The organism is Shinella sp. 20P9.1.1, from assembly GCF_057798995.1.
Window position 1 is genome coordinate 190,468 of record NZ_JBYOLC010000001.1, and the last position, 19,371, is coordinate 209,838.

Sequence of the window (19,371 nt, forward strand, 5' to 3'; positions counted from 1 at the left end):
CGGGGATGCGCTTCGGTTTCAATTTTTGGCTCGGTGCCGGGCTGACGGCGCTGGTGATCCTCGCCGGTATCCTGGCTCCGTGGATCGCGCCCTTCGACCCGGTGCTCGACGCGGACCTGATGAGCTCGGAGCTGCCGCCCGACGCCACCTTCTGGTTCGGCACGGATGCGCAGGGGCGCGACGTCTATACGCGCATCCTCTACGGCGCGCAGATTTCGCTGACGGTCGGCATCGTCTCGCAGGTGATCAATTCGATGATCGGCATCACGCTCGGCATGACCGCCGGCTATTGGGGCGGCTGGTGGGACGATCTCGTCAACGGCCTGACCAATGTCATGCTCGCCATCCCCTCGCTGATCTTCGCGCTCGCCGTCATGGCCGTGCTCGGCCCCGGCCTGCCGTCGCTGCTCATCGCGCTCGGCCTCACCAACTGGAGCTGGACCTGCCGCATCGCGCGCTCCTCGACGCTCTCGCTGAAATCGCAGGGTTACGTGCAGGCGGCGCAGACACTGGGCTATGGCGACCTGCGCATCATGTTCACGCAGATCCTGCCCAACATGATGGGGCCGATCCTCGTCATGGCGACGCTCGGCATGGGCTCCGCGGTGTTGTCGGAAGCAGCCCTTTCCTTCCTCGGCCTCGGCATCCAGCCGCCGTTCCCGAGCTGGGGTTCGATGCTGACGGATGCGCGCCAGCTCATTCAGTTGGCACCCTGGGTCGCGATCTTCCCTGGCCTTGCCATTTTCCTCTCGGTACTCGGCTTCAACCTTCTCGGCGATGGCCTGCGTGACAGCCTCGACCCGCACATGAGGACGCGCAAGCCATGACCGCGCCGCTGCTCGACATTAAAGACCTGCGCCTCGGCGTTGCTGTCAATCGCTCCACCGTCCATCCGCTCCTCAAGGGCGTCTCGTTCCAGATCATGCCGGGCGAAGCCTATGGTCTCGTCGGCGAATCCGGCTCGGGCAAGTCGGTGACGTCGCTCGCCATCATGGGGCTTCTGAAGAAGCCGCTCACGGTCTCCGGCGGCGAAATCCTGTTCAAGGGGCAGAACCTGCTCGCCCTGCCGAAGCGCGAGATGCGGCGGCTGCGCGGCAACCGTATCGCCATGATTTTCCAGGAGCCGATGACGGCGCTTAACCCACTGTCGACGGTCGGCCGGCAGATCGCCGAAATGTTCGTGCTGCATCAGGGCAAGAGCTGGGGCGAGGCGGAAAAGCTCGCTGTCGAGGCGCTCGGGAACGTGCGCGTGCCCAATCCCGACCGGCGTGCAAAAAACTACCCGCACCAGATGTCGGGCGGCCTGCGCCAGCGCGTGATGATCGCCATGGCGCTCGCCTGCGACCCGGACCTGCTGATCGCCGACGAGCCGACCACGGCGCTCGACGTCACCGTTCAAGCCGAGGTTTTGCGGCTGATCAAGGAGCTCTGCGCCGCAAGGGGCACCGCGGTGCTGTTCATCAGCCACGATCTCGGCGTCATCGCCAGCATCTGCCAGCGCGTTGGGGTGATGTATTCCGGCTTCCTCGTCGAGGAAAACGAGACGCGGGCGCTCTTCGACAAGCCGCGCCACGAATACACGCGCGGCCTGCTCGGCGCCCTGCCGCGCCTCGGCAGCCGCAGCGAACATGGCCGTCAGCGGCTCGTCGATATCGACAGCATTATCGCCGATCGCTCGAAACTCACCGAGACCCGCTTCATCGCCCCGCGCGGACCGGAAGGGAGCCAGCCATGACCGCCCCCCTGCTGCAGGTGAACGATCTCCACGTCCGTTTCCCGATTTCCGGCGGCGGCCTGCTCGGCACGGGCAAGCGCATGCTGCATGCCGTCAACGGCATCAGTTTCGAGCTTGCCAAGGGCGAGTGCTTGTCGATCGTCGGTGAATCCGGTTGCGGCAAGTCGACGACGGCGCTGTCCATCCTCGGCCTCCAGGAGCCGACCGAAGGCATGATCCGCTATCGCGGCCAGTCGCTCGTGGGTGCCGGCGCACCGGGGCGCATGCAGCGCGCGAAGGCGGTGCAGATGGTGTTCCAGGACCCCTATGCCTCGCTCAACCCGCGCCAGTCGGTGCGCACCTCGCTGGCCGCTCCGCTCCGCCTGCACGGCATCACCGCCGCCTCGGAGATCGAGGGCCGCATCGAGGCGATGCTGAAGAATGTCGGCCTGACGCCAGAACAGGCGGGCCGTTATCCGCATGAATTCTCCGGCGGCCAGCGCCAGCGCATCGGCATCGCCCGCGCGCTGATCCTCGAACCGGAAATCGTGCTGCTCGACGAGCCGGTCTCCGCGCTCGACGTTTCGATCCGCGCGCAGATCATCAATCTGCTGCTCGACCTCCAGGAGAAACTCGGCCTCTCCTACCTGATGATCAGCCACGATCTCAGCGTGGTCGAGCATATGAGCGACCGGGTGCTGGTGATGTATTTCGGCGAGGTCGTGGAGGAGGGCGGCTGGCGCGAGATTTTCGAAGCGCCCGCCCATCCCTATACACGTCGGTTGATCGCCGCCATTCCCGATCCGGCCGCCGCGCTCGATCCGGCGGCAAAGCAGGACCGTTTCGCCGATCTGCCGAAACTTACCGGCCGCCGTTTCGTGTCCGATGGCAGCACGTCGCCGGATGTTTTCACCGCGCCGCCTTCGTCCGAACTGGTCGAGATCGCGCCGCAGCATCGGGTGCGGCTGGCGGCCGCCTGAACGAAAACGCCGCGGAGGATATCCGCGGCGTCGATCTTCGATATTCGGGTTCAGCGCGCCGGCGGCGAATACATCAGGCCGCCGTCGTTCCACAGGCGGTTGAGGCCGCGGTCGATCTTGAGCGGGCTGTCCTTGCCGAGATGACGCTCGAAAATCTGGCCGTAATTGCCGACGGCCGAGATCGCCTGATAGGCCCATTTCGGATCGAGCCCCATCGCCTTGCCGGCTTCGTTTTCGATGCCGAGGAAACGTTTTTGCGCGACCGTGCCGCTGTCGACGAGCGAGGCCGCGTTTTCCTTGGTGATGCCCATCTCCTCGGCTTCGATCAGCGCAAACAGCGTCCAGCGCACGATCTTGAACCACTGGTCGTCGCCCTGGCGCACGGCCGGGCCGAGCGGTTCCTTGGAGATGACTTCCGGCAGAACCTCGAAACGTTCAGGGTTGTTCAGCGTCAGGCGCTGAGCGTAGAGCGCGGACGCATCCGTCGAATAGACGTCGCAGCGGCCGGTGTTGAAGGCCTGGATCGTCTGGTCCGGCTTTTCGAAGGCGATGACCTGGTATTCGATCTTGTTGGCGCTGAAATAGTCGGCCATGTTCTGCTCGGTCGTCGTGCCGGTTTCCGTGCAGACGGAGGCGCCGGAGATCTCCTTGACGCTCTTCACGCCAACCTCCTTGTTCACCATGAAGGCCTGGCCGTCATAGTAGTTGACGCCGACGAAGCTCATGCCGAGATCGGTGTCGCGCGACAGGGTCCAGGTCGTCTGGCGCGAGAGAAGATCGACTTCGCCCGATTGCAGCGCCGTGAAGCGGTCCTTGGTGGAAAGCGGCACATAGGCCACCTTGTCCGGATTGCCGAGGGTGGCGGCGGCGACCGCCCGGCAGAAATCGACGTCGAAACCGCCCCAGACGCCGTTCTTGTCCGGCACGGAAAAGCCGAGCACGCCCTGGCTGACGCCGCAGCGCACCTCGCCGCGCTCCTTGATGACATCTAACGTGCCCGCATGGGCCGTGCCGGCGGCAAAAGCTGCGGCCGCGAGGGCCAGGATTGTCGTCTTCATGGTGTTCTCCTCCTTGATTGATTTTTTGGCATGCGTCTTCCCGGCCGGGGGAAAGCGCCCCCGGCTGACAGGTTTGAAACTGTGGTGTTTCAGGACTTAGCCGAGCGTCTTTTCGACGTCGGCGAAGGTTTCCTCAAGCACGGCGATGAGATGATCGGCGTCGCGTTTCGAGAAGATCATCGGCGGGCGCATCTTCAGAACGTTGTCATGCGGGCCTTCGGTGCCCATCAAGACGCCGCGGCGGCGCGCGCCGTTGGAGACGGCGCGGGCGAATTCGGTGGCGGGCGCCTTGGTCTTGCGGTCCGTGACGAGTTCGATGCCGAGGAAGAGGCCAAGGCCGCGCACGTCGCCGATCGCCTGGTAACGCGTCTGCATGTCGCGGAAGGCGTCCATCAGGTAATTGCCGACAGTGAGCGCATTGCCGCGCAGGTCCTGGCCCTCGATGACGTCGAGCACGGCAAGGCCGACGGCGCAGGAGACCGGGTTGCCGCCGAAGGTGTTGAAATACTCCATGCCGTTGTTGAAGCTGTCGGTCACTTCGCGGGTGGTGACGACGGCGGCGAGCGGATGGCCGTCGCCGATCGGCTTGCCCATGGTGACGATGTCGGGCACGACGCCCTGCGTCTCGAAGGCCCACCAATGGCCGCCGACGCGGCCGAAGCCGACCTGCACCTCGTCGGCGATGCAGACGCCGCCCGCTTCACGCACCAGCCGATAGACCTCCTTGAGATAGCCCTCCGGCAGGAAAACTTGCCCGGCGACGCTCGGAATGGATTCGGCGATGAAGAAGCCCGGACCTTCGCCCTTGGCCTTCATGACGGCGATCTGCTCGGCGACGCTTTCGGCAAACCGCTTGCCATGCTCCTCGATCGGCCAGTCCGCCGGGGCATGGTAGCTGTCCGGCACGGCGGCGATATGGATATGCGGCTTCGGCCCCTTGCCGCCCTTGCGGCGGAACTTGTAGGGGCTGATGTCGATCAGCTCCTGCGTCGTGCCGTGATAGGACCAGTCGAGCGTGATGGCGTTTTCGCGGCCGGTATGGGCGCGCATCATGCGCAGCGCCAGACTGTTGGCCTCCGAGCCGCTGTTGACGAAGCCGGCGACGGTGAGTTCTTTCGGCAGCGTCGCCGTCAGGCGCTCGGCATAGGCGACGATGTTGTCGTGCAGGTAGCGTGTGTTGGTGTTGAGCGTCGCGGCCTGCCTGGCCATCGCTTCCACGACGGCCGGATGGGCATGGCCGATGTGGCAGACATTGTTGAAGCAGTCGAGATAGGCCCGGCCGCTATCGTCGATCAGCCAGACGCCTTCGCCGCGCACGAATTTGATCGGCTTTTCGTAAGAGATCGAGAGGTTCGGCAGGAGCAGCTCGCGCCGCATTTTCACGATTTCCTCGTGCGAGCGGCCCTGACGCTCGAAGAATTCCTTCGCGATGCCGGCGAAGGTGCGGGCATCGGGGAAGAGTTCGGCCCAGACATCGAGATAGCGCGGCTCGCCGACGCCGAGGATTTCGGTGGCCGAGAGCGTCGTGTCGGTGGAGATCTGCAGGTGGAGATGCGGCGCCCAGCCGCCGTTTTCCTTCGGCGCGCCCATTTCGCCGACCAGCGCGCCGGCTTCAAGCCGGTCGCCGGCCTTCAGGCGGTTGACGGCCTCATGGGCGAGATGGCCCCAGAGGGAGATGAAGGGCGGGCAGCCCTCGGGCGCGTGGTGAAGCGCGATCAGGCAGCCATAACCGAGCGGGTCCTTTTCGACCTCGACGCTGACGACGGTGGCGGCAAGCGGCGTGAAGACCTTGGTGCCGGCCGCCTGGAAAAGGTCGAAGCCGAGATGGTGCGTGCGGCGCGCGCCCTGGATGAAGCGCGAGACGAACATCTCGCCGGCATAGACAGTGCGTTCCTCGGCGAAGGGACCGATGCCGAGCTCGACTCCGGTGTCGCGGCAATAGGCGTCCCAGATCGCCTGCGCTTCGTCCGGCTGTTCTGCGGCGGAGGCGACGGTCATCGGATGGGTCGGATCGCCATAGGGCACGAGGGCGGCCGGGTAAGTGGCGGCCGGCTTTTCGAGCAGCGGGGCGAGCGATTTGCGGTTCTTTTCGATCCAGTCGATCACCCCGCGCGCACCGGGCACGGCCTCGAAGCCGCAGGCCTTGCGCAGGATGGCGGTGGCGAAGCGCGGGTTCATGCGGTCGAGCTTGCGCAGCAGCGTCCAGGCCGGGCGCTCGCTGATCGCGAGATACGGATTGTCCTCGGTGTGGACGCGGCGCGAGGCCGACATGGTGACGGAGGTGACGAGCCTTGCGGCGATCAGGTCAAAGAGCAGGTCGACTTCCTCTTCGAGCAGCGGATATTCCGCATGGAAGCCGCGCGCGATGGCGGCGGCCGCGCCGATCGGGTCGGCGTGGTCGAGCCCGGCATAGGCGGCGGCGATCGCCACTTCCGCGATCACAGGCGTGTGCAGCGCATCGCCGAAATCGATCAGGCCGGAAATCTGGTCATGGTTCGCGGCATCGACCAGCACGTTCCAGTCATTGGCGTCATTGTGGATGACGGCGGCGCGCAGCGTCGCAAGGCGCGGCGCAATGGTGGCGAAGCGCTTGAGGAAGCGTTCGACGAGGGCGCGGTCTTCGGCATCTGCGATATGCGAAAGGCGGCCCGCCGAACGGCCGGCGGCACGGATATCCCAGTCTAGATCGCGCAGCGCGCCGGGATGCATGAAGCCCTTCAGCGCGGCATCGAAGTGGCCGAGCATGCGGCCAAGGGATTCGAGTGCGGCTTCGCTGCGGCCCGTTTCGGCGAGCGGCTCGCCCTCGACCCAGCTGACGAGGCGGACGCGGTGCGCAGTACCGTGGGGGCGCGTCGTGGCGGCCAGGCTTTCTCCGGAAAGGGTGGGGCGGATATGCGGCACCGGCAGATCGCCGGCATGGACGCCAAGATGGGCGAGCAGCGCGGTCTGGAAATCGCTCTCCACGGCCGGCTCGGCGGCGTTGACGATCTTCAGGATGAAGGTCCCCTCAGGCGCTTCCACCTTGAAGTTCTGGTCGCGCTCGCTGGCGAGCGGCGAGAGCTTGCCGGCAAGCCCGTAATGCTCCTTGAGCAGGGCGGCGGCGGCGTCGATGGAAAAGTCCGGGGTCGTCTTCAGCATGTCGTTCATGGCAATCCTCTTTTCGATGCGAAGATTTGCATGGACGGCGTTTCGGTGCATCCGGCATTATGCCGGTTGTGCCGGCACTCTGTCTGTAATAACCGTCATCTTGTCGGCGCAGCGGAGAGAGGCATCATGCAGGGCACGGATACCATCGACCGGACGATCCTCAGCATCCTCACCAGGGAAGCGCGCATCCCGATGAAGTCGCTTGCCGGGCGCATCGGGCTTTCCCGAAGTGCAACGACGGAGCGCGTCACGCGGCTGGAAAAGGCCGGCATCATCAGGGGCTATCGCGCCGATATCGGCCAGCTCGACGACGGCCAGATCCAGGCCTTCCTGCTGGTGACGCTGAAGCGCACGCCGTCGATCGGCGTGCTCGACCGCCTTGCCGGCTTTTCGGCCGTGCGCAAGGTCTCCTCGGTCAGCGGCCAGCTCGACCTTGTGGTCGAGGTCGAGGTCGGCTCGATCAACGCGCTGAACGAATTGCGCGACGAGGTCGCGACGATGGACAATGTGGAGGACCTGACGACCTCCATCGTGCTTCGCCGCGACATCGAACGGGTGTGATTTCCAGAGCATTTCCGGTTCACCGGAAATGCTCTCGGTTTTTTGTTTTACCGCATTGTCCGACGCCGAAGCGAGGTCGCTCCGGCTGGAAATGCTCTATCGCCAGCCCAGCGCCGGCGCGACGTGCTTCAGGATCGCCTCGATGACATGGGCGTTGTATTCGACGCCGAGCTGGTTGGGCACGGTGAGCAGCAGCGTGTCGGCCTCCTGGATCGCCTCGTCGGCGGCCAGCTGCGCGATCAGCCGGTCCGGCTCGTCGGCGTATGACCGACCGAAGATCGCGCGTGTCTTGTCGTCGATGAAGCCGATCGAATCCTCTTCCTTGCCGCCCCGGCCGAAATAGGCACGGTCGCGATCGTCGACCAGGGCGAAGATGCTGCGGCTCACCGAGACGCGGGGCGTGCGGCTATGGCCGGCTTCCTTCCAGGCCTCGCGATAGGCGCGGATCTGTGCGGCCTGCTGGACATGGAAGGGCTCGCCCGTCTCGTCGTCCTTGAGGGTGGAGCTTTGCAGGTTCATGCCGCGCTGGGCCGCCCAGATGGCTGTCGCGTTCGAGCCGGCACCCCACCAGATACGCTCGCGCAGACCTTCGGAATGCGGCTCGAGACGCAGCAGGCCCGGCGGGTTCGGGAACATCGGCCGCGGGTTCGGCTGGGCGAAGCCTTCGCCCTTCAGGACGTCGAGAAAGACCTCCGCATGGCGGCGGCCCATATCGGCGTCGCTCATGCCCTCCTGCGGCTCGTAGCCGAAATAGCTCCAGCCATCGATGACCTGCTCGGGCGAGCCGCGGCTGATGCCGAGCTGGAGACGACCGCCGGCGATGAGGTCGGCCGAACCGGCATCCTCGGCCATATAGAGCGGGTTTTCATAGCGCATGTCGATGACGGCGGTGCCGATCTCGATCTTCTTGGTCCGTGCGCCGACGGCGGCGAGCAGCGGGAAGGGCGAGGCGAGCTGCCGGGCGAAGTGATGGACGCGGAAATAGGCGCCGTCGGCGCCCAGCTCTTCGGCCGCGACGGCAAGGTCGATCGACTGGAGGAGCGTATCGCCCGCCGAGCGCGTCTGGGATTGTGAAGAGGGTGTCCAGTGGCCGAAGGAGAGAAAGCCGATTTTCTTCATGATGTCCGCCTCGACGCTCAGCGTCCGTTGCACGATGTGTTGGGCGGAACATGGTGCATCGCGTGAGGCTTGAAAAGGCATGCGATGAGAACGCATTGTTCACAAAACGGCACTTGTGAACGGGGTGGTGGTCACACACCGCCCCGCTGCATTGACAATCAGACCGGCACGACATGCACGCTGCGCGGCAGCGCGGAGAGGATTTCCGGTCCGTCCGCGCGCAGGATCACGATATCCTCCAGGCGGATGCCGAAGCGGCCGGGCAGATAGATGCCGGGCTCGATGGAGAACACCATGCCCTCTTCCAGCACGGTTTCCGAGGTGGCGGTGATATAGGGCGGCTCGTGGCCGTCGATGCCCATGCCGTGGCCGGTGCGGTGCACGAAATAGTCGCCATAGCCGGCGTCGGTGATGACCTTGCGGGCAGCCGCATCGACTTCGCGGGCGAGAACGCCTGGTTTCGCCGCCTTCAGCGCCGCCTGAACGGCCTTTTCGACGATGGTGTGGATTTCGCCGTAACCCTCCGGTGCGATGCCGATGACGGCCATGCGGGTGATGTCGGAGGGGAAACCCTCCTTGCGGCCGCCGATATCGATGACGACGGCATCGCCTTCCTGCACGATCTTTTCACTCGCCGAATGATGCGGAAAGGCGCCGTTGCCGCCCGCGCCGACGATCCAGAATTGCGGCGAGGCGCCCTCGGAGGAGAAATGCGCACGGATGGCGGCGGCGACCTCTTTTTCCGTCATGCCGGGGCGGATGGCGGCGAAGGCGGTCTGCATGGCGCGGTCGGCAATGCCGGCATTCATCTTCAGCTTGGCATATTCCGCAGCGTCCTTGCGCATACGCAGGCCGCCGAGCGTGGCGGGCGTGAAGTCGCGGCGCGTCTCGGCCGGCAGCGCGTCGAGCAGGAGCAGCGCGAAATCGGCACGCATGGTTTCGTCCAGCGCGACGAGGCCCGGCACTTGCGCATCGATATCGGCGAGGGCTGCGGCAAGGGCCGCGACCGGGCCGACCTCATCCGCCCAAGTGTGGAAGGCGATATCGGTGAATTCGCGTGTACCCTCTGCATTCAGCACCGGCATCAGGAAGGCTTCCTTTTCCGGGCCGATCAAAAGCAGGCAGGGCCGCTCGTCGGGATGCGGATGGAAGCCCAGCACCCAATCCATATGGGAGCCGGGCGCGATGGCGACGAGGCCGGTGCCGGTTTCGGCCATGCGCTGGCGCAGCGCCTTCAGGCGCGTGGCGGTCTGTTCGGTCATGATCTGTCCTTGCAATTACGGAGTGTCGGAGAAGGGGGATTTGCGTTTGACGACGAAGCTTGCCGGTGTCCGGCCCGCCGCTTCGGCGGCACCGAAGACGTCCATGGTGCAGGTATGGAAGATCATCGTCGGCGTGCTCGTGTGGTTCCAGGTGGTGTGCGTCAGCGTCGAGAGGAAATGCGCGGAATCACCCGCTTCCAGAACGGTGTGCTCGCCGTCGATCTCGATGGTCAATGCGCCCTCGACGATGAAATAGATCTCCTCGCCTTCATGCGACATGGGCTCGCTGTGAAAGCCGGGCGGCGCATGGATGAGCGTCGAGCACAAGACGCTGCCGGGGAAGGAGGCGGAGAGGCGCTCATAGGTGATGGCGCTGTCCGGCGTGCCGCCGAGGCCATAGACGGCGCGTCCGTCACGCCGGGTGATCGGCGTTTCCACGCGCGGCGGCTGGAAGAACGAGCCGACATCGGTATTGAGCGCCCGGCAGACGGCGACGAGCGATGTCAGCGAGGGAACGGTGATACCGCGCTCGATCTGCGAGATGAAGCCGACCGAAAAGCCGGCAGTATCCGCCACTTCCTGCAAGGTCATCTTCAGGGCGCGCCGACAGGCGCGCAGACGCGCGCCCACGGCCTGCGTGTCGGCTGCCGGTTGCTTTGCAGTGCTCGCCATTGTGCTCGCCGAAGTTTTTAGTATTACTTCAATAATGCGATGGGCGGCGGCATTGTCAAACCGTTTTTTAGTCTGACTAAAAAACTATGGAGTTGCGTCAGGTTGCGAGCAGCGCCTTGGCGTGGATCGCCATCATGCGCTCCTCGTTGGCAGCAATGACCAGCGTGCGGAAGGGCTGGAGGAAGGCGAGCCGGGACAGGATGGCCTCGCGCACGGGGGCGGCGTTCTCGCCGATGCCGCCGGTGAAGACGAAGGCATCGATGCCGCCCATAGAGGTCGCCATCATGGCGGCATATTGCGCGACCTTCAGCGCGAAATAGTCGAGCGTGAAGGCGGCGCGCGGGTCGTTGCTTTCGAGCAGGGTTTTGACGTCATTGCTGATGCCGGAGAGGCCCTTGAGGCCGGAGCGTTCGTAGAGCATCCGCTCGACCTCCTCCACGGAGAGGTCGAAGCTGCGCATCATATAAGTGACCGCTCCGGCATCGATGGCGCCGCTGCGGCTGCCCATGGGCAGGCCGTCGAGCGCCGTCATGCCCATGGTCGTGTCGATGCTCTTGCCGCCGATCATGGCGCAGAGGCTCGCGCCATTGCCGAGATGGCCGGCGACGACCCGGCCTTTCGCCACGTCTGGATAGTCACGGGCAAGCACACGGGCAATCCAATCATAGGAGAGCCCGTGGAAGCCATAGCGGCGGATACCTTTTTCACGCAGCGCCTCCTCGACGGCAAAGGTCTTGAACACCGGCGCCTGGCCGGCATGGAAGGCGGTGTCGAAGCAGGCGATGTCGGGGGCATCGGCCAACCGGTCCGAGGCCGCGATGCCGGCGAGATTGTAGGGCTGGTGCAGCGGCGCGAGCGGCACGAGCGTTTCGAGTTCCGTGAGGACGTCTGGTGTAACGACCACCGGCGCGACGAAGTTTTCCCCGCCATGCACGATGCGATGGACGGTCGCGACCATGCGCCAGCCGTCGTCGTAGCGATCGATCAGCGTGATCACCGCGCGCATGGCCGTCTCGTGATCGTCAGCGGCAAGCGGCTCGCCGATGACGGCGCCGGTCTCCTCGATGGTTGCATCAAGCCGGGCTCTGCTGCCGATGCCGGTCACTTTGCCTTTGGCGAGCCTGTCGAGCTTGTCGTAAGCGAAAACCTCGAATTTCAGGCTGGACGAGCCGGTGTTGAGGACGAGCAGGACATCGATCACAGGATGCGGCCCTTTGTACGGGCATCGGCCAGCAGCACGGCAAGCGCGCAGGAAAGCAGACGCGTGCGTTCATTGTCGGCGCGGCTGGTGAGGATTACGGGGACGCGCGCGCCGAGCACGATGCCGGCCGCCTCCGCTCCACCGAGGAATGTCAGCTGCTTGGCCAGCATGTTGCCGGCCTCGATGTCGGGAACCAGCAGGATATCAGCATGGCCGGCGACCTCGGATACGATGCCCTTTTCCCGCGCCGCCTCGGCGCTGATCGCATTGTCGAAGGCAAGCGGTCCGTCGATCAAGCAATCGGTGATCTGACGGCGGTCCGCCATCTTGCAGAGCGCTCCGGCATCGAGCGTCGCCTGCATTTTCGGATTGACGGTCTCGACGGCAGCGAGCACGGCCACCTTGGGTTTATGATCGCCGAAGACGACCCGCCACAGGTCGACGGCGTTCTGCACGATATCGGCCTTGACCGGCAGCTCCGGCAGGATGTTGACGGCAGCATCCGTGATGATGAAGGGTTTCGGATAGGTCGCGATGTCCATGAGGTAGCAATGCGAAATGCGCCGCTCGGTGCGCAGGCCCGCATCGGCCTTCACAATGGCGCTCAGGAGCTCGTCCGTGTGCAGCGACCCTTTCATGATCGCATCGACATGATGGCCGGCGGCGAGTTCCGCTGCCTTGGCGGCCGCGGCATGGCTGTGCTCGGTATCGACGATCTCCCAGCCGCTGATATCGACGGCAGCCTCCTGCGCCGCCTGCGTGATCTTCGCTGCGGGGCCGACTAGCACGGGCACGATCAGCTTTTCCCGTACGGCCTCGGCCGCCGCTTCCACCACGTTTGCTTTGACCGGATGCACGATCGCGGTACGCGTCGGCGGCAGGGCATGGCAGAGGGCGAGGATGGCGTCTGTCTGTCGGCTCATGCGTCGGCATTCCTTCCTGAGGCTTTTGTGCACCATAAAGGAATAACGTCGCTGCGCCATGACATGCTCACGCCGCGTAAACCAAATCCTTACGCCGAGCCATTAGCGTTTCGCGGATGGTGCAATGGCCGCGCCGCATCCGAGTAGCGAGTAGCAAGCGCATGAGCATGCCTGACACCGCAGTCCAGATCTCCCCGTCACCGGATGAGACCCACTCCCGGAGGTCCCGCCAAGAGGTGGACTTCTGGATGAACTGCGTCGGTGCGCCGCTCGTTCTCATGGAAAAGCCGACGCTTTCGGTGCGCTATGCGAATGCCAATGCCGCGATCCTGTTCGGCCGCGGCCTCGAGGGTTTTGGCGGCTGTTCGGTTGAGGAGCTGGTCGGCCAGGAAGCCACCCTGATGCTCGGCCAGATCTGGAGCGTGGCGCCGGTCGGCGTTCCCGGCGAACCCTTTCTGATCCGCGCGCAGGTGCAGGGTCAGGAGCGCATCCTCATGGTGCAGGTCACCAAGGTTGCGGTGGAGGGCGAAATCCTGCGCCTCTTTACCTTCCTCGATGCGCCGCCGCAGGGCTCCGTGACGCTCGCCGGCTGGCAGGAGAACGTCATTTCGCTGCTCAACTGGCTGCCCTTTGGCTTCGAGATATCGGGCACCGACGACCAGATCCAGTTTGCCAATTCGACCTTCAAGGCCCTGTTTGGCTACACGCAGGATGAGATTTCCAACATCGAGGACTGGTGGCGGCTTGCCTATCCGGATCCGGACTATCGTGAATTCGCCCGCACGCAATGGTATGAGTCCATCGCGGCCGCCCGCGCGGAAAACCGCGAGATGACGCCCTTCGACCTTGATGTGGCGACGGCGAGCGGCGAAACGCGCACGATCCAGTTCCGCCACCGCACGATCGGCAATTTCAACGTCAACATGTATATCGACGTGACGCGCGAGCGCAGCTACGCGAGGGAGTTGAAGGTTCTCGCCGATACCGATCCGCTGACCGGCGCGATGAACCGCCGCCGCTTCTTCGAGGAGGCGGACCGCATCCATGCCGAGTGCCAGAAAAGCGGTGCGTCCGCCACCTTCCTGATGCTCGACATCGATCATTTCAAGACGATCAACGACCGCTATGGCCATGGTGTCGGCGATGCGGTGCTCGTCGAATTCACCCGGCGCTGCCGTGACGTGCTTCGCCCGGAAGACCGCTTCGGCCGCATGGGCGGAGAAGAATTCGCCGTCGTGCTCTGCCGCCCGGATGATGCGTCGGTCCATGCCATGGCCGAACGGCTGCGGCAGGTCGTGGGGTCTGAGCCTTTCATCATCGATACGGACACGCTGAAGGTGACGGTCAGCGTGGGCGGCGCGATCTGCGAGGGGACCGAAAGCGTCGGCTCGGCCATCTCGCGGGCCGACAATGGCCTCTATGACGCCAAGAAGTCGGGCCGGGACCGCGTCATCCTCCGCTGAGCCCCATCCTCGGTCGGCCGGCTTCCCTTGCGGATAAAACATGAGTAAAGACGTTATGTTTTGATCGTGATCCGGGACGCCTGTGATCCTGTGCTGGAAGGAGCGGCCGTGCCCCAATTCACCCTCTGCCTTGAGATTGCGAAAGTGTCCGTGCTGCCGGCGATCAGGCAGGGCTTTGCCACCGTAAAATGACGCCAGCCGTTTTTCAGCCATCACTCCGGACGAGCGTGATCGCGGGGCTCGGGCTCGCGGTCCTCTTCGTGCTGAGCCTTGCCATCGGCGTCAGCCCACTGCCGCTCGGCAAGGTCCTGAGCGACCCCGAGGCGATGCAGCTGCTTGTCGTCAGCCGCCTGCCACGCACGCTCGCCGCCGTGCTGTGCGGGGCAGGGCTGGCGATTGCCGGCCTCATCATGCAGACGCTCTCGCGCAACCGGTTTGTCGAGCCGGCGACGGCCGGCACGGCACAGAGCGCGGAGCTCGGCATCCTCCTGGTCACGCTGCTTTTTCCCGCCGCGGCCCTCTGGGCGAAGACGCTGGTCGCCGGCGGCGCGGCCCTTGTCGGTACGTCGATCTTTCTTGCCACCGCGCATCGCCTGCCGCCCCAGCAGCCCTTTCTCGTGCCGCTGTTCGGCATCGTCTATGGCGGCGTGATCGGCGCGGTCGCGACCTTCGCCGCCTGGCAGGCCGACCTCCTGCAATTCCTCTCCGTCTGGACCAATGGCGAATTCTCCGGCGTGCTGCGCGGGCGCTACGAATTGCTGTGGATCGCGGCAATTATGGTTGTCGTCGCCTGGCTAGTTGCCGACCGCCTGACGATCATGGCGCTCGGCCGCGAGGCGAGCATCGGGCTCGGCATCGACTATGCGCGCATGATGCAGATCGGCCTCGTCATCGTTTCCGTCATCACGGCGCTCGCCGTCGTCGTCGTCGGCATGATCCCCTTCGTCGGCCTCGCCGTGCCCAACATCGTCTCGCGGCTGATGGGCGACAATGTGCGCGGCACGCTCGGCTGGGTCGCGGCCGGCGGGGCGGGGCTGGTGCTCGCCTGCGATATTGCCGGCCGGCTCATCCGCTATCCCTATGAGATCCCCGTCGGCACGGTCATGGGCGTGGTCGGCGGCGCTGTCTTCCTCTCGCTGCTCTTCCGGCGGGGCTACCATGGCTGATCATCGTCTGTTCGGCCTCGGTCTCGCCGCCTTTGCGGTGGCAGCCGCCTTCCTCGCCATCGGCCTCAAGGGCAATATCGCCTTCGTGCTGGAGCTGCGTCTCCTGAAGCTCGCGGCGCTGGTGCAGGTCGGCGTCGCCATCGCCGTGTCGACGGTGATCTTCCAGACGGTCACCGGCAACCGCATCCTGACGCCCTCAATCATGGGCCTCGACGCGCTCTATCTTTTCGGCCAGATGCTGCTGGTCTTCCTGCTCGGCGGCGTCGGCTATGTGGCGCTCGATCCGCAGCTGAAATTCGGCCTGGAAGTGCTGGTCCTCATGGGGCTCGCCTGTGCCCTTCTGCTGCCGATGCTGCGCAGCCGGCTCGATATGGGGCTGATGCTTTTGGCCGGCGTCGTCTTCGGCGTGCTGTTCCGCAGCCTGCAATCGCTGCTCGCCCGCCTGATCGATCCGAACGAATTTTCCGTAGTGCAATCGGCAAGCTTTGCCAATTTCAACGCAGTGCGCACGGACCTCTTGGTCTTCGCCGCCATCGTGACGGTCCTCGCCGTCATCATCGCCTGGCGCGCACGGCATGTGCTCGATGTCATCTCGCTTGGCCCCGATGCCGCGACCGGGCTCGGCGTGAATTGGGCGGGTACTGTGACCGGCCTCCTGCTGCTCGTCTCAGCCCTCGTCGCCGTCTCCACCGCGCTCGTCGGCCCCGTCGCCTTCTTCGGCCTGCTCGTAGCGGCACTTGCCGAGCGCATCATCGACAGCCGCCGTCATGCCGTGCTGCTGCCGGCCGCCGCCCTCACCGGCATCGTCGTCCTCGTCGGCGGGCAGACGCTGTTCCAGCATGCCCTCGGCAGCGCGACGGCGCTCGGCGTCGTCATCGAATTCGTCGGCGGGCTGATCTTCCTCCTGCTGCTGGTCCTCGGGAGCCGCAAATGATCCGCATCGACAACGTTTCCTTCAAGCACCGGACGACGCCCATCCTGCACGATGTCAGCCTCGAAATCGCGAAGGGTGGCGTCGTGGCGCTGATCGGCCCGAACGGTGCGGGCAAATCCACGCTGCTCTCGCTCGTCGCACGGCTCCAGCCGTTGCAGGCCGGCAAAATCTCGGTCGACGGCCTGCCGGTCGATACGACGCCCGGGCGCGACCTTGCAAAGGTCCTCGCCATCCTGCGGCAGGACACGACGATCGCAAGCCGCCTGCGGGTGCGCGAACTCGTCGGCTTCGGGCGTTTTCCGCATGGCCGCGGCCGGCTGGCGGACGAGGATCACGCCATCGTCGATGCCGCCATCGCGCAGTTCGATCTCACCGATCTCAGCGACCGCTTCATCGAGACGCTGTCCGGCGGCCAGCGTCAGCGTGCGCTCGTCGCCATGGCCTTTGCCCAGGGCACGGATTATCTGCTGCTCGACGAGCCTCTGAACAATCTCGACATGTATTATGCCCGCGCTCTGATGCGCTCGCTGCGATCCGTCGCCGATGCGAAGGGCAAAACCGTCGTCATCGTGCTGCACGACCTCAACCAGGCGAGCGCCCATGCCGACCGGATCGTGGCGATGAAAGACGGGCGGATCGTTGCCGACGGCACACCCGCCGAAATCCTCACGCACGACAGGTTGGAGGCGGTCTTCGGTTTCCACATGCGTGTAGAGACGATCGAAGGCAAACCGTTCGCGCTGCATCAGCTTTGAAGCTTTGATAGGAAGCTAGGATGTACGACAACGTCCCGATGGCCCCCTCCAGGAGCGTTTTCCTGTGCAGGACGAATTCATAACGGATTTCTATGGGCTCATCTCATCGTTTCATGAGTTCGCCCGCTTGCCGCCCTTGACTCGAGAAGTGTTCCCCTGACACATTCAGTTGTCAGACATCTTACATAAATGGGGATCCGAACTGACGGATCACAAGGAGGACCACATGAAAAAGCTCTTCATGCGCCTGGCCGTAGGTGCTGCCTTCGTCGCTGCCGCCGTTTCGGCCCAGGCCGGCGAGACGCTCGACCGCGTCATGGAAAAGAAGGCGATGGTCGTCGCCACCAACAGCGGCTGGCCGCCCCAGAGCTATCTCGACGACAGCAACGAGATGGTCGGCTTCGACATCGACGTGTCGCGCGAGATCGCCAAGCGCCTTGGCGTCGAGGTGAGCTTCGAGACGCCGGACTGGGCCACACTGACCGGCGGCCGCTGGCAGGGCCGTTACGATCTCGGCGTCGGCTCGGTCACGCCCACCAAGGCCCGCGCCCAGGTGATCGACTTCGTCGGCATCTACTACTACAGCCCCTATGTCTACGTCGTGCACAAGGACAGCGACGCCAAGACCGTCACCGACCTCAACGGCAAGGTGATCGGCGTCGAAACGGCGACGACCTCTGAAGACTTCATCAACCGCAAGCTCGAAATCGATGCGCCGGGCCTGCCGCCGATCGAATACAAGCTGGAGCCGGGTGAAGTCCGCACCTTTGCCGACTCGATGCTGCCCTTCGACGACCTGCGCCTTGGCCCCGGCGTTCGCCTTGATGCGGTGATCGCGCCCGAGCAGACCGCGATGAACGCCATCAAGAACGGCTATCCGGTCAAGGTTCTCGAAGGCGAATATGCCTTCCGCGAGCCGCTCGTCGTCATCGCCGAGAAGATCGATCCGGAATGGACCGCCAAGGTCGGCGGCATCATCGAGGAGATGAAGAAGGACGGCACGCTGGGGACGCTCACCACCAAGTGGTACGGCAAGGACTACAGCGCCGACTGACGCAAGACCGGCGCGGGTGGCTTTTGCCCGCGCCATTTCATTTGAGGGAGAGCATGCGATGGCCTATCCGGACACCTATTACAAACGAACCATGGCGGACCAGACGACGCGCCCGGCGCTTTCGGGCGTGGTCGAATGCGACGCGGTCATCATTGGCGCCGGCCTTGCCGGCCTCACCACGGCGCTGCAGCTTACCCGTGCCGGCAAGCGCGTCACGGTGCTGGAAGCCGAAAGCGTCGGCTTTGGCGCGTCCGGCCGCAATGGCGGTTTCGTCGGCCCCGGCTATGCGACGGGAGGCGATGACATCGCCCGCGTGACAGGCAAGGATGCGGCCCGCAAGCTGCACCACCTCTCCATTGAAGGCATGGATTTCATCCGCGAGAACATCGCGTCGCTCGGTATCGAAGACGCCCAGCCTGAATTGGGCATCATGAGCGTGCTGCGCTACGACGACGGCGAAAGCCTCAAGGCCTATGCCGACGAAACCCAACGGGAATACGGCTACGAACTCGAATACATGGACCGCGATGCCGTGCGCGCGGTGCTGAAATCCGAGCGCTATTTTCAGGCCCTGCGCAATCCCAACGCCTTCCACATGCACCCGCTCAACTATCTGCGCGCCATCGCCGCCGAAATCGAACGGTTGGGCGGCCGTATCTGCGAACAGTCTCCTGCCGTCTCGGTAGATTTCTCCGGCGCCGAAAAGCGCGTCAAGACATCCGGCGGCGAGGTGAAGGCCAAGGATGTCGTCTTCACGACCGGTGGCTATACCGGATCGCTGAACGGCAAGCTGAAGCGCTCCTACCTGCCCATCGCCACCTATGTCATGGTCAGCGAGGACGCGCCCGAGCTGATCGCCTCGGCGATCGCCACGAAGAGCGCTATCGGCGACAACCGCCGGGCCGGTGATTACTATCGCCTCGTCGATGGCGGGCGCCGCATCCTCTGGGGTGGCCGCATCACCACCCACGCCGCCTCCACGGCCGGTCTCGTCAAGGAACTGCGCGCCGAAATGGTCGGCACCTATCCGCAGCTTGCCGGCCTCAAGACCGAGCTCGCCTGGTCGGGCCTGATGTCCTATGCCCGCCATCTGATGCCCCAGATCGGGCGCATGAGCCCCGGCGTCTGGTATTGCACCGCCTTCGGCGGCCATGGCCTCAACACGACGGCCATCGGCGGCAAGGTCATTGCGGAAGGCATTCTCGGCGAAACCGAGCGCTACAAGCTCTTCGAACCCTTCGGCCTCGTCTGGGCCGGTGGTCTTGCGGGGCTTGCCGTGGCGCAGCTCACCTATTGGAAACTCCAGGCGCAGGACTGGTGGCGCGAGCGCGCAGCGTAAGCGGCTTCAACGAGAACAAGGGG

17 protein-coding genes are annotated in these 19,371 nt (G+C 64.7%); 10 read left to right on the forward strand and 7 right to left on the reverse strand.

The genetic code is table 11. The features are described 5' to 3' along the window. The first annotated feature begins 5 nt into the window (after positions 1–5). Genes AC27VQ_RS00860 through AC27VQ_RS00870 form a run of 3 tightly spaced genes read left to right on the forward strand, consistent with a single transcriptional unit; the run spans position 6 to position 2,694 of the window. Entirely contained in the window at positions 6–827 is an 822-nt protein-coding gene (locus AC27VQ_RS00860; protein ID WP_117370951.1) for an ABC transporter permease, read from the forward strand. Next, positions 824–1,735, forward strand: a complete 912-nt coding sequence (locus AC27VQ_RS00865) for an ABC transporter ATP-binding protein (protein WP_488714810.1) — start codon at positions 824–826, stop codon at positions 1,733–1,735. Before AC27VQ_RS00860 ends, AC27VQ_RS00865 begins: the two co-directional genes overlap by 4 nt. Then, positions 1,732–2,694: an ATP-binding cassette domain-containing protein gene (locus AC27VQ_RS00870; protein ID WP_488714811.1), complete on the forward strand. Its 963-nt coding sequence runs from the start codon at positions 1,732–1,734 to the stop codon at positions 2,692–2,694. The genes AC27VQ_RS00865 and AC27VQ_RS00870 overlap by 4 nt, the downstream gene beginning before the upstream one ends. 50 nt (positions 2,695–2,744) lie before the next feature. On the opposite strand, the gene AC27VQ_RS00875 is transcribed toward AC27VQ_RS00870, so the two are convergent. Both AC27VQ_RS00875 and AC27VQ_RS00880 read right to left on the reverse strand, forming a co-directional pair. Continuing rightward, positions 2,745–3,752 (reverse strand): amino acid ABC transporter substrate-binding protein, encoded by a 1,008-nt coding sequence (locus tag AC27VQ_RS00875; RefSeq protein WP_488714812.1) that lies wholly within the window; start codon positions 3,750–3,752, stop codon positions 2,745–2,747. A gap of 96 nt (positions 3,753–3,848) precedes the next feature. After that, positions 3,849–6,899: an aminotransferase class III-fold pyridoxal phosphate-dependent enzyme gene (locus AC27VQ_RS00880; RefSeq protein ID WP_488714813.1), complete on the reverse strand. Its 3,051-nt coding sequence runs from the start codon at positions 6,897–6,899 to the stop codon at positions 3,849–3,851. 126 nt (positions 6,900–7,025) lie between these two features. Here AC27VQ_RS00880 and AC27VQ_RS00885 point away from each other — a divergent pair, with 126 nt between their 5' ends. After that, on the forward strand, positions 7,026–7,460 hold the full coding sequence (locus AC27VQ_RS00885; RefSeq protein WP_488714814.1) for an Lrp/AsnC family transcriptional regulator: 435 nt from the start codon (positions 7,026–7,028) through the stop codon (positions 7,458–7,460). 96 nt (positions 7,461–7,556) lie between these two features. Here the strand turns inward: AC27VQ_RS00885 and AC27VQ_RS00890 are convergent, their stop codons facing one another. From AC27VQ_RS00890 to AC27VQ_RS00910, 5 genes are all read right to left on the reverse strand, one after another. Beyond that, complete coding sequence (locus AC27VQ_RS00890) at positions 7,557–8,579, reverse strand: LLM class flavin-dependent oxidoreductase (protein ID WP_488714815.1); 1,023 nt, start codon at positions 8,577–8,579, stop codon at positions 7,557–7,559. Between the two features lie 158 nt (positions 8,580–8,737). After that, positions 8,738–9,841 (reverse strand): M24 family metallopeptidase, encoded by a 1,104-nt coding sequence (locus AC27VQ_RS00895; protein ID WP_488714816.1) that lies wholly within the window; start codon positions 9,839–9,841, stop codon positions 8,738–8,740. 15 nt (positions 9,842–9,856) lie between these two features. Further along, complete coding sequence (locus AC27VQ_RS00900; RefSeq protein WP_488714817.1) at positions 9,857–10,513, reverse strand: helix-turn-helix domain-containing protein; 657 nt, start codon at positions 10,511–10,513, stop codon at positions 9,857–9,859. Between the two features lie 97 nt (positions 10,514–10,610). Continuing rightward, positions 10,611–11,714: an acetate/propionate family kinase gene (locus AC27VQ_RS00905; protein WP_488714818.1), complete on the reverse strand. Its 1,104-nt coding sequence runs from the start codon at positions 11,712–11,714 to the stop codon at positions 10,611–10,613. Next, on the reverse strand, positions 11,711–12,697 hold the full coding sequence (locus tag AC27VQ_RS00910; RefSeq protein WP_488714819.1) for a bifunctional enoyl-CoA hydratase/phosphate acetyltransferase: 987 nt from the start codon (positions 12,695–12,697) through the stop codon (positions 11,711–11,713). The genes AC27VQ_RS00905 and AC27VQ_RS00910 overlap by 4 nt, the downstream gene beginning before the upstream one ends. A 188-nt stretch (positions 12,698–12,885) precedes the next feature. Between AC27VQ_RS00910 and AC27VQ_RS00915 the strand changes: the two genes are divergently transcribed. The 6 genes from AC27VQ_RS00915 (at position 12,886) to AC27VQ_RS00940 (ending at position 19,348) form a co-directional block, all read left to right on the forward strand. Further along, positions 12,886–14,100 carry a GGDEF domain-containing protein gene (locus tag AC27VQ_RS00915; RefSeq protein WP_488714820.1) on the forward strand — a complete coding sequence of 405 codons (1,215 nt, stop codon included), beginning with the start codon at positions 12,886–12,888 and terminating at the stop codon, positions 14,098–14,100. Between the two features lie 188 nt (positions 14,101–14,288). Further along, positions 14,289–15,266 (forward strand): ABC transporter permease, encoded by a 978-nt coding sequence (locus tag AC27VQ_RS00920; RefSeq protein ID WP_488714821.1) that lies wholly within the window; start codon positions 14,289–14,291, stop codon positions 15,264–15,266. Then, positions 15,259–16,200: an iron chelate uptake ABC transporter family permease subunit gene (locus AC27VQ_RS00925; protein ID WP_488714822.1), complete on the forward strand. Its 942-nt coding sequence runs from the start codon at positions 15,259–15,261 to the stop codon at positions 16,198–16,200. Before AC27VQ_RS00920 ends, AC27VQ_RS00925 begins: the two co-directional genes overlap by 8 nt. After that, positions 16,197–16,955, forward strand: coding sequence for an iron ABC transporter ATP-binding protein (locus AC27VQ_RS00930; RefSeq protein WP_488714823.1), 759 nt, complete (start codon positions 16,197–16,199; stop codon positions 16,953–16,955). The genes AC27VQ_RS00925 and AC27VQ_RS00930 overlap by 4 nt, the downstream gene beginning before the upstream one ends. Positions 16,956–17,181: 226 nt before the next feature. Next, entirely contained in the window at positions 17,182–18,009 is an 828-nt protein-coding gene (locus AC27VQ_RS00935; protein WP_313527843.1) for a transporter substrate-binding domain-containing protein, read from the forward strand. Between the two features lie 58 nt (positions 18,010–18,067). Beyond that, positions 18,068–19,348, forward strand: a complete 1,281-nt coding sequence (locus tag AC27VQ_RS00940) for an NAD(P)/FAD-dependent oxidoreductase (protein ID WP_488714824.1) — start codon at positions 18,068–18,070, stop codon at positions 19,346–19,348. The last annotated feature ends 23 nt before the right edge of the window (positions 19,349–19,371 follow it).